At 72.2% G+C, this 10,689-nt stretch carries 8 protein-coding genes and 1 pseudogene; 3 read left to right on the top strand and 6 right to left on the bottom strand.

What is annotated here, in order from left to right:
• The 4 genes and pseudogenes from G6028_RS09130 to G6028_RS09120 all read right to left on the bottom strand — a co-directional run.
• Nucleotides 1-316, bottom strand: a 316-nt coding sequence (locus G6028_RS09130) for an FAS1-like dehydratase domain-containing protein (protein WP_182658694.1), incomplete at its 3' end; no start/stop codon positions are given.
• 45 nt (nucleotides 317-361) lie between these two features.
• Nucleotides 362-1,579, bottom strand: coding sequence for an acyl-CoA dehydrogenase family protein (locus G6028_RS18050; protein ID WP_338404187.1), 1,218 nt, complete (start codon nucleotides 1,577-1,579; stop codon nucleotides 362-364).
• A gap of 39 nt (nucleotides 1,580-1,618) precedes the next feature.
• Nucleotides 1,619-2,671: pseudogene (locus G6028_RS18045) on the bottom strand (acyl-CoA dehydrogenase family protein); the annotation flags it as partial.
• Between the two features lie 89 nt (nucleotides 2,672-2,760).
• Nucleotides 2,761-4,977 (bottom strand): acyl-CoA dehydrogenase family protein, encoded by a 2,217-nt coding sequence (locus tag G6028_RS09120; protein ID WP_182658692.1) that lies wholly within the window; start codon nucleotides 4,975-4,977, stop codon nucleotides 2,761-2,763.
• A 166-nt stretch (nucleotides 4,978-5,143) separates the two neighbouring features.
• On the opposite strand from G6028_RS09120, the gene kstR reads away from it, so the two are divergent.
• Complete coding sequence (gene kstR, locus G6028_RS09115; RefSeq protein WP_182611026.1) at nucleotides 5,144-5,890, top strand: cholesterol catabolism transcriptional regulator KstR; 747 nt, start codon at nucleotides 5,144-5,146, stop codon at nucleotides 5,888-5,890.
• A 114-nt stretch (nucleotides 5,891-6,004) separates the two neighbouring features.
• Here the strand turns inward: kstR and G6028_RS09110 are convergent, their stop codons facing one another.
• Complete coding sequence (locus G6028_RS09110; protein WP_182611027.1) at nucleotides 6,005-7,240, bottom strand: Glu/Leu/Phe/Val family dehydrogenase; 1,236 nt, start codon at nucleotides 7,238-7,240, stop codon at nucleotides 6,005-6,007.
• 150 nt (nucleotides 7,241-7,390) lie between these two features.
• On the opposite strand from G6028_RS09110, the gene G6028_RS09105 reads away from it, so the two are divergent.
• Nucleotides 7,391-8,323: a LysR family transcriptional regulator gene (locus G6028_RS09105; protein WP_182658691.1), complete on the top strand. Its 933-nt coding sequence runs from the start codon at nucleotides 7,391-7,393 to the stop codon at nucleotides 8,321-8,323.
• Here G6028_RS09105 and G6028_RS09100 read toward each other — a convergent pair.
• Nucleotides 8,313-9,302: a D-2-hydroxyacid dehydrogenase gene (locus G6028_RS09100; protein WP_182658690.1), complete on the bottom strand. Its 990-nt coding sequence runs from the start codon at nucleotides 9,300-9,302 to the stop codon at nucleotides 8,313-8,315. The genes G6028_RS09105 and G6028_RS09100 overlap by 11 nt on opposite strands.
• A gap of 84 nt (nucleotides 9,303-9,386) precedes the next feature.
• On the opposite strand from G6028_RS09100, the gene G6028_RS09095 reads away from it, so the two are divergent.
• Nucleotides 9,387-10,676 (top strand): aspartate aminotransferase family protein, encoded by a 1,290-nt coding sequence (locus G6028_RS09095; RefSeq protein WP_182652797.1) that lies wholly within the window; start codon nucleotides 9,387-9,389, stop codon nucleotides 10,674-10,676.
• Nucleotides 10,677-10,689: the final 13 nt, after the last annotated feature.

Genomic DNA, 10,689 nt, shown 5'->3' with positions numbered 1-10,689 from the left:
CCACCACGGAGGTGAAGCCCTCGGCGTCGAGGATGTCCGTCATGCGGCCCAGTGGATCGTCGGCCTCGCGGGTCCTGCCGAGCCCCCGCATGGTCCAGACCTGCGCCATCGCGGGCGGGGCCACCGGACCGTCGTGACCGGCCGCGCGGGCCGCGGCCTCGTCGGTGTAGATCGGGTTGACGTCCCCGATCGCCTCGGTCCAGTTGCGGATCATCGGCGTGTTGATGGGATCGCGGCCCGCGCGGCGCGCGCTGCCGCCGGAGGCGCGGACCTCCTCGGCGGCGGCCAGGATGCGGGCGGCCTGCTCGTCACTCATGAGTGCCTTCTCGTTCGGTCGTGGGCGGGCTGACGGGGGGTCGGGTCAGCGGGCGGTGCGGGGCATGCCGAGTCCGCCCATGCAGGTCAGTTCGCGCATCACCTCGTTGACCCCGCCCCCGAAGGTGATCACGACGTTGCGCTTGTTCATCATGTCGAACCACCGCTGGAGTCTGGCGGTGTCGGGATCGGTGGGGTCGCCGAAGCGACCGAGCAGCTCCTCGATGATCCGGCCGACGTGCTGGATCTTCTCGGTGGAGAACACCTTGGACGCCGCCGAGTCACCCATCGACGGGTTCTCCCCGGCCGAGGAGACCTGCCAGTTGAGCAGTTCGTTGAGCCGGACGAACGCGAAGATCTCGGCGAGCCCGCGCCGCACCTCGGGCCGGTCCAGGTGACGGACCCCGTCGGCGCCGGTGCCCCGGGCCCAGCCGACCAGCTCGTCGTAGTACCCGCCCGGTCGACCGGACGGGGCCAGCATCACGCGCTCGTGGTTGAGCTGGGTGGTGAGCATTTTCCACCCGCCGTCGACCTCGCCCACCACCATGTCCGCCGGGACGCGCACGTCCGAGTAGTAGGTGGCGTTGACGTGGTGGGCGCCGTCGCAGGTGATGATCGGGGTGAACGAGAACCCCGGATCGGAGGTGTCGACGATGAAGATGGTGAGCCCGCGATGTCGGGAGTCCGGGGTACCGGTCCGCGCGGCCAGCCAGATGTAGTCGGCGTGGTGACCGCCGGTGGTCCACATCTTCTGCCCGTTGATGATCCAGTCGCCGGTGGCCTCGTCCCGCCTCGCGGTGGTCCGCAGCGCGGCGAGGTCGGTGCCCGCGTCGGGCTCGGAGTAGCCGATCGCGAAGTGGATCGAGCCGTCGAGGATCCCGGGCAGGAACTTCTCCTTCTGCACCTCGGAGCCGTACTTCTGCAGGGTCGGCCCCACGGTCTGCAGCGTGACCGAGGGGAGCGGGACGTCAGCGCGGGTGGCCTCGTTGGTGAAGATCAACTGTTCGATGTGGCCGAAGCCCTTGCCGCCGAACTCGGTGGGCCACCCCACCCCCAGCCACCCGTCCCGGCCCATGCGGGTGATGATCTCCGCGTAGGTGTCGCCGTGGCGGGTGGTGGCGATGTCCGCCGCCTCCTCGGGCGAGATGAGCGTGGAGAAGTACTCGCGGAGCTCGGCCTGCAGCGCCCTCTGGTCTCCGGTGAGGTCGATGAAGGTGCCGTCCGGGGCCGCACCGGCGTCGGCGTCGGTCGAGGCGGGGGCCACGTGCTCGACGGGGTCGGACGCCACCGCCGACGCGAGGTCGTCCAGGTGGAGCTGCGCGCCGCCGACGAAGCGGGCCAGGTCCTTGACGGCCGAGGAGTACCGGAACATGGGGTAGGTGATGTCCACCCCGACCCCGCCGTGCAGGTGGTGCAGGATCTGCACCGCACGCGGTCCCTCGGTGGCCAGCCAGTAGGCACCGATCGTCGGGTCGGTGGCGTACCGGTCGGCCGGGCCGGTGCGCCCCTCCGAGACCCGCCAGGTCACCGACTGGGAGATCACGTGCAGCGTGCGCGAGATGATGTAGACGTCGGCCAGCTCCTGCTGGACCGCCTGGAACGAGCCGAGCGGCTTACCGAACTGCACACGCTGCTTGAGGTAGTCGGCGGTCATGTCCAACGCGCCGGAGACCAGGCCGTCACCGTGGGCGATGCACGCCGACAGGACGAGCCGTCGGAACTCGTCGAGGACCGATCCGTCCCCCGGGCCGCGGATCACGTCGTCGTCGTCGACCGGCGTCGCGTCGAACCGCATCGCGTACTCCGGCACGCCGAGCGACCCGAGGGTCGGGGTCAGGGTGACCCCGGGGGCGTCGGGGGCGACGACGACGAGGACGGGGGCTCCCCCGGCCGTGGACACCGGCACCAGGACGGACCGGGCCTGGGCCGCGTAGCGGACCGCGGTGACGGTGCCCGTGATCGTCCCGCCGTCGAGGCGCACGGTCGGCTCGAGCGGGAGCGGGCTCCCGGGTTCGGCGAGGGCGGCGGTGAGGATGCGACCGTCCTCGATCCCCTCGAGGAGCGCCTTCTGCTGGTCCGCGGTACCGAGGGCGACGATCGGCAGGACGCCGAAGCCGAGGGTCTCCAGAGCGGGGATCACCACCCCGGACCGGCCGACCTCCTCGAGGACCACGGCGACGTCGGCCACCGAGAGGTCGTCGCCGCCGAGCGCCGCGGGCAGGCCCAGCGAGAGCAGGCCCGATCCGGCGAACGCCGACCACAGTCGCTCGTCGTATCCGGCGTCGGCGACACCGCGACTGGGCAGGGCGGTGAGCAGCTCATCGGCCGGGGCGGCCGTGGTGAGCGCCCCGGCCACGGCCTCGGCGACGGCGACCTGGGTCTCGGTACGGGTGAAGTCCACGTCAGATCAGTCCTTAGTCGGGAGAGGGTCGGGCACGGGTTCGATCAGTCCCTGGGCAGGCCGAGGATGCGTTCCCCGACCACGTTGAGCAGCACCTGCTCCGTGCCGCCGGCGATGGACAGGCAGCGCACCATGAGGAACTTGCGCCCCTGCTCGGTGAACTCGACCCCGCCGGTGCCGGTGAGCTCGAGTCCGAACTCGGCGATGTCCTGACGATGGCGCACGCCCACGATCTTGCGGACGGACGACTCGGCGCCCGGGCCGGAGCCGGAGAGGGTCCGCAGGGCGGTGCGCAGGTCGAGCAGACTCCCCACCACACCGTCGGCCACGTGCTTGCCGAGCTCGTCCAGCACCAGGGCGTCGTCCTCCGCCCCCGCCGCGCGGATGAGGCCGACGATCTCCTCGGCGGCGTCGCCGAGCGAGGAACCGCCGCCCATGGCCACTCGCTCGTTGGCCAGGGTCGTGCGGGCGATCTTCCAGCCGTCGTTCACCTGGCCGACCTGGAACTCGTCGGGGACGAACAGGTCCTCGAGGTAGACCTCGTTGAACAGGGCCTCGCCGGTGATCTCGCGCAGCGGCCTGGTCCGGATGCCCTCGGACTTCATGTCCACGAGGAAGTAGGTGATGCCCTTGTGCTTGGGGGCGTCGGGATCGGTGCGGGCCAGGCACATGGCCCAGTCGGCCTCGCGCGCCAGGGACGTCCACACCTTCTGGCCGTTGATCCTCCACCCGCCGTCGACCTTCTCGGCGGTCGCGCGCAGCGCGGCGAGATCGGAGCCGGCGCCGGGCTCGGAGAACAGCTGACACCACTTGATCTCGCCGGCCATGGTGCCGCGGACCAGCCGGTCGGCGTGCTCGGGCGCGGCCTGCAGGATGGTCGGCACGGCCCACCCGCCGATGGTGATGTTGTGGCGGCTCACGCCCGCTGCCTCGAGCTCCTCGTCGATGAGGAGCTGCTCGGCGGGCGAGGCGCCCAGTCCCCACGGCTCGGGCAGGTGCGGCATGAACAGGCCCGTGTCGGCCAGGGCCCGCTTGCGCTCGTCACCGGACACCGCGGCGACCTTCGCCACGAGGGTCCTGATCTCCTCACGCCTGGCGTCGAGACCCTCGACCTCCGACAGGTCGATCTCGAGGTGTCGGCGCGTGCCGGCCAGGGTGAGCTCGGCCAGCGAGCGCCGCCAGCGGGCCGACCCGCCGATCGCCTGGCGCAGTGCGCCCGCCCGCCGCATGTAGAAGTGGGCGTCGTGCTCGAAGGTGAAGCCGATGCCGCCGAGGATCTGGATGCAGTCCTGGGAGTTGCGCACGGCGTTGTCGAAGGCCAGGGCCCCGGCCACCGACGCCGCGACGGGCAGCTCCGAGTCCGCGGCGAGCAGGTCCTCGGCGGCCGACGCGGCGTCCCACGCCAGGGCGCGGATCTGCTCGGTGCGGCAGAGCATGTCGGCCGCCAGGTGCTTGATGGACTGGAACGACCCGATGGTCCGGCCGAACTGTTCGCGGATCTTGGCGTACTCGACGGCGGTGGTGAGCGTGTAGTCGGCGACCCCGGCGGCCTCCGCGGCGGCGAGGGTCACGAAGAGCTGGTGGACGAGGTCCGTGGTGATGCCGTCGAGGATCCGGTCGGCCGGGATCCGCACGTCCTGCAGGGATACGTGACCGATGGAGGCCGACAGGTCGTAGGGGGTCGCGGGGGTCACGGAGAGCCCCTCGGTGTCCCCGTCGAGCAGGGCCCACCGGGTCCGCCCGTCCAGCTCGACCGGCAGGAGGATCCCGCCGCCCGTGGTCCCGCCGTAGGCGACACCAGGATCGCCGGTCACCGTGGTCGATCCCGCTGTGGTCGATCCCGCTGTGTCCGAGCCCGCTGTGTCCGAGCCCGTGAGCGTCGCCGTGCCGAGGCCCAGGCAGACGCCGACGGGCAGTCCGCCCTCGGCGATGGTCTCGCCCAGCGCGGAGGCCACCCGGCCCCCGGCACGCGAGACCAGGACGCCCGCGAGGGCGGTCGACAGGATCGGGCCCGGGGCCATCCGGGCGGTGGCCTCCTCGAGCATGCAGGCCAGGTCGACGATCTCGGCCCCGGCCCCGCCGTGCTCCTCGGCGACGGCCACGCCGAAGATCCCCAATCCGGCCAACTGCGGCCAATGCGCCTTCCAGGCGTCCGGGTCCGTCTCCTGGGCGCGTACTGTGTCCACGGGATCGACGGACTTCGCCCAGGACTTGATCGAGTTCTGGATCTCGGTCTGATCCGGGGTGGTGGCGATGCTCACGGTGGCTCCTCGTCGAGACGGGGTTCGAACCGGCGCCGGTCCGCGGACCGGCGCTCTCCCCCATAGTAGAACGTGTTCTAACAACCGTGTTCTAGAATGCACCAGCAGGACGTGAACACCGAACCCGGCCCCCATCGGCCGCTCGCCAGCCCAGGAGGCTCGCCTCATGACCAAGAGCTCGACCGAGACCGGTTCCGGTCCTGCCGCGTCTGATCCCGCGCCCCGCGGCGACGAGCCCAGCACCTCGTCGCAGCGGGAGCGCCGTCGCCGGATCCTCGACGCCACGCTGGCCCTGGCCGCCAAGGGCGGGTACGAGGCGGTGCAGATGCGCGCGGTGGCCGAGAAGGCCGAGGTCGCGGTGGGCACGCTCTACCGCTACTTCCCCTCCAAGGTCCACCTCCTGGTCTCCGCACTGGCCCGCGAGTTCCGCCGCCTGGACCAGCGCACGGAGCGTTCGGCCCCGCCCGGGGACACCGCCCAGGAGCGCATGAAGGTCGTGGTGGACATGATCACCAAGTCCATGCAGCGCGATCCCAACCTCACCGAGGCCATGACCCGGGCGTTCATGTTCGCCGACGCGTCGGTGGCCAACGAGGTCGAGGAGGTGGGCTTCTACATGGACCGGATCATCGCCCGCGCCATGGCCCAGGGGGAACCGGACGAGGTCCAGCTCTCGATCGCCCGCGTGGTCTCCGACGTGTGGATGTCCAACCTCGTCTCCTGGCTCACCAGGCGGTCCTCGGCGGCGGACGTCAACAGCCGCCTGGGCCTGACCATCGATCTCCTGCTGGGCACGGACGACTCCCCCCGCCGGGCGCGGCTGCACACCGCCATCGGCAAGGGGAACGGGGCGTCCGAGGAGAACGGGGTGTCCGAGGAGAACGCGGAGGCAGGGGCCGAGCCCGGGGCCTGACCGACCTCCTCACCCACCCCGCCGCGACCGCAGCCGCACACGGTCTTCCCGTGTGCGGCTGCGGTGGTCGCGCGCCTGGGGTGCTCAGACGGCCAGGGGTTCGAGCCCCCTCGGTCAGGGCACCACGACCGTCGGGACCTGACGCACCAGGTGCGAGACGTCCGCCGTCCACCGCACCGGGCCGTCCGCGGGCGTCCAGGCGGTGAGAAGGTCCGAGACCTTGGCCGTCATCTCCCGGCTGAGCCGCAGGAACGAGGTCCCGGGCTGCTCGTCGACCTCTCCGAGGATCAGCCACCAGGCCCAGGCCACCGCGCCGGCGTTGGCCACGAAGTCCGGCAGCACCGCGATCCCGCGCGCGGTCAGGTCGAGTTCGGCGTCGATGGTGGTGGCGGCGTTGGCGGCCTCCACCACGATCGACGCGCTGACGGACGCGCAGTTGTCCGCGGTGATGGCGTACGAGACCGCGGCGGGGACCAGGACGTCGACGTCCATCCCGATGATCTGGTCCCGCTCCAGCCGCTGGACGCGGGCGGGGACGGCTCCCCGGTCGATCTCACCGAAGCGGTCGCGGGTGGCCAGCAGCGCGGGGATGTCGAGGCCCGCCGGGTCGTAGAGCGTCCCGGCGGCGTCGGCCACCGCCACCACGGTCATCCCGGCCTCGTGCAGGTACCAGGCGGCAGCGCCGCCCATCGTGCCCACGCCCTGGACCGCGACGGTGGTGCGTCCGACGTCCCAGCCGCGCACGTACGCCGCGGCCAGACACGCCTGCGCCACGCCGTACCCGCCGATCACGTCGCCGAGCAACCCGCCGGGCACCTCGGCGGTGAGCCCGCGGAAGATACGTGCGGCGGTCGCGGCGGGATCCTCGGAGCGCTCGATGGCGGCGTGGTACGACTGCCGCATCCCCAGCCCGGCGAAGACCTCGTCGATCAGGTGCTGCGGAACCCCCAGGTCCTCGGCGGTCACCCAGTGACGGTCGAGGAACGGGCGCATCGCCTCGCAGAACCGGCCCAGCACCTCCACGGCGCGGGGATCCTTGGGGTCGAAGTCGATCCCGCCCTTGGCACCGCCGACGGGGAGGTCGAAGGCCGCGGTCTTGCGGGTCATGCCGCGGGCCAGGTCCTCCACCTCACCCAGGGTGCAGCCGGCCCGCATCCTGGTCCCGCCGGTGGCCAGGCCACCGACGAGGGTGTCCACGACGAGGAACCCTCGGGCGCCGGTGACGTCGTCCTTCCAGTGCAGCCGCAGGTACGGTTCGCGGGTGGCGGGACCCTCCGCGGGTGGAGCCGGCACTGCCACCGGCACCGACCCGGTTGTCGCGGTGAAACCCGGAATCTCGATGGATGTCATGGTGCTCGCCTCCTGAAACGCCTCGTCCCGACTCTCCGGCGGGGTCCCTCAAGCATGGGAGCGGGGACGGGCCCGGGTCCAGCGAGAATCGATGGACCCGACCGTTCACTTTTTCTGCACTGTCCCCGGTCAGCCCCTACGCTCGGGGCCATGGAGCCGTCACTGCACCGACTCAGACTGCTCCGCGAACTCGAGCGTCGCGGGACCGTGACCGCCGTCGCCGGGGCCCTGGACTACACGGTCTCCGCTGTGTCCCAACAGCTCGCTCTTCTCGAACGGGAGGCGGGGACCCCCCTGTTCGAGCGTCGTGGCCGCCGGATCGGGCTCACCGAGGCCGGGTTGGTCCTGGCCGGGCACGCGGAGACCATCCTGGCCGCGGTGGAGGACGCCGGGCACGCGATGGAATCGGCCCGGGCCGGGGTCGGGACGACCCTCACGGCCGGGGTCTGGGCATCGGTGGCCACGACCCTGCTGCCCGCCGGGATCCGGGTGCTCGCCCGGGACCACCCGGGGATCGAGGTGCGCAGCCGCGAGCTCGCCCCGGAGGACTCCACGGGCGCGGTCCGGGACGGCTCCCTCGACCTGGCCTTCGTCCTGGACTACTCCAGCTACACGATGGCCCGGGTCCCCGAGCTCACCCGGACACCCATCGCCGTGGAGTCACTGCACCTCGTGGCCCCCCGCGGGTCGATCGACGCCGGCGAGGTGGCGCTGCGCGACTTCGCGGGCAAACCCTGGGTGCTGGCCCACCCGCGCTCGCACTTCGGCAGGGCGGTGCGGCTCGCCTGCCGGGAGGCGGGGTTCGAACCGGACATCCGTCACGAGGCCGGTGAGCAGTCGACCGCACTCGCCCTGGTCGCCGCGGGCCTCGGCGTGACCCTGGCCTCCGACCTCGGGCTGGGCACCTCGACCGCCGAGGTGGACGTGCTGCCACTGAGCGACACCCTGACCAGGACGGTCTCGATCGCGTACCGGGAGCGGGACGCCCGGCGTCGACCCCTACGGGCCTTCGTCGACGCGTTCACCGAGGCCGCCCTCGGCCTGGGGCTCGACGCCGCGGAGGCGCGACCGGTCAGCCGCTGACGTATCCCCGGTTCTTGTCGACCAGCGGACCGGGCTCGCCGCCGTCCGCCCAGGTGCGCAGGTGGTCGAGGAACTGCTGCGAGAGGGTGTCCCGCCAGCCCACCACGTCACCCGACATGTGGGGGCTGACGTGCGCGCCGTCGAGGGTCCACAGCGGGTCGCCGTCGGGGAGCGGTTCGACGACGAGGACGTCCAGGTGCGCCGAGAGTCTGCCCGCCGCGATCTCCTGCGTGAGGGCCTCCTGGTCGACCAGTTGGCCCCGCCCCACGTTGATCACGTGGGCGCCGTCCGGGAGCGCCGCCAACTCGGCCGGCCCGAGCATCCCGCGGGTGGCCTCGGTCAACGGGGCCACCATGACCAGGTGGTCGACATCGCCCAGGTGCTCGGCCAGTCGGGCCGAGTCCAGGACGACGCCGAAGTCCTCGTCGTCGTCGGAAGGTCGACGCCCCGCCCCACGGACGTCCACCCCCACCGCCCTGAGCAGCCGCGCGGTGGCCCGGCCTATCCCCCCGGTTCCCACGACGAGCGCGCGCCGTCCCGCCACGCGGGTGGTCTCCCGGTGGCGCCACACCCCCGCACGTTGCAGCGCCTCCGTCCGGTGCAACTGCTTGTCGTGGGCGAGGACGCAGGCCAGGACGTATTCCGCGATGGGCCCGTCGAACACACCACGCGCGTTGGTGACCGAGACGTCGGAGTCGCGCAGCTCGTCGAACAGCAGCGTGTCGACCCCGGCGGCGGCCACGTGGACCCATCGCAGCGCGTCGGCGGCGTGCCAGGCGGAGGCCAACGCGTCGGAGAAGATGTCCCACACGAACAGCACCTCGGCGCCGGGCAGCGCCTCGGCCAGGGTGTCGGCGGTGCACTCCCGCACGTCGGCGAGTCCGCGGAGTTCGTCCAGGTGGGTGGGCGGGACGACGCCGTCGGCGGTGAGGAGGACGACTGTCGGTCGCGTGCCCGGGGACCGGTGCTGCTGCGTCATGGACACACCGTAGCGTGCCCGCGACAGCCCCCGCAGATCGTCGGATTGTTGACAATCTGCCCGGAGGGGTCACACACTGGCCCCATGACCGCGCATCTGTCGCCCCTTCTCAAGCAGGCCACGCCCGTCGTGGTGGACCACGCCCTCGGCTCGTGGATCCACGGCACCGACGGCCGCGACTACCTGGACTTCACGACCGGCATCGGCGTGACCAGCACCGGCCACTGCCACCCCGACGTGGTCGCCGCCGCGCGGGAGCAGTGCGGGAAGATCATCCACGCGCAGTACACGACCGTCATGCACCAACCGCTGCTGCAGCTGACGGAGAAGCTCGGCGACCACCTGCCCGAGGGGATCGATTCGGTCTTCTACGCCAATTCCGGCTCCGAGGCGGTCGAGGCCGCCGTCCGGCTGGCCCGCATGGCCACCGGCCGGCCCAACATCGTCACCGTCCAGGGCGGCTTCCACGGACGCACCGTCGCCGCCGCGAGCCTCACCACCGCCGGGACGCGCTTCTCCGCCGGCTTCTCCCCCCTCATGGGCGGGGTGGTGATGACCCCGTTCCCGCACGCCCTGCGGCACGGGTGGAGCGAGGACGACGCGATCGACTTCGCGCTCGCCGAGCTGGACTACCTCATGGCCTCCCGCGTCGACGCCCGCGAGATCGCGGCGTTCCTCATCGAGCCCGTGCTCGGCGACGGCGGCTACATGGCCACCCCGCCGCGCTACCTGCAGGGGCTGCGCGACCGCGCCGACCGGATCGGCGCGCTGCTCGTGCTCGACGAGGTCCAGGCCGGCATCGGGCGCACCGGCCGGTTCTGGGGCCATCAGCACACCGAGGGCCTGGTCCCGGACGTCATCATCACCGCCAAGGGGATCGCCTCGGGCTTCCCTATCTCCGCGATCGCCGCTCCCGAGGCGATCATGGCCAAGGCCTGGCCCGGATCGCAGGGCGGCACCTACGGCGGCAACGCCGTGGCGGCCGCGGCGGGCGTGGCGACCCTCGGGGTGGTCGCCAGGGAGGGTCTGGTGGCCAACTCCGCCGAGCGCGGAACCCAACTCCTCGAGGGACTGCGGCGTAGCCTCGGCGACGTGGGCGAGATCTGCGACATCCGCGGGACCGGGCTCATGCTGGGCGTCGAGTTCGGTGACCCCACCGCTCCCGCGGGCAGTGCCGGTGCGGTGGAGGCCGCCCGCCTGGCCGGAGCGGTCCAGCAGGCGTGCATCGACGAGGATCTGCTCACCCTCACCTGTGGCCCCACGGGCTCGGTGGTGCGCCTCATCCCCGCGCTGGTGGTGACCGCCGACGAGGTCGACGCCGGCGTCGAGCGGTTCACCCGCGCGGTCCACCGGGTGTGCGACGGGGCGGCGTGACCTCCCGCGTCGC

Origin of the sequence: Dietzia cercidiphylli, from assembly GCF_014145145.1 — a bacterium.
Classification (GTDB): Bacteria; Actinomycetota; Actinomycetes; order Mycobacteriales; family Mycobacteriaceae; genus Dietzia; species Dietzia natronolimnaea.
Note: the sequence above shows the minus strand (reverse complement) of the source record. Positions and strands in the feature narration are given on the sequence as shown.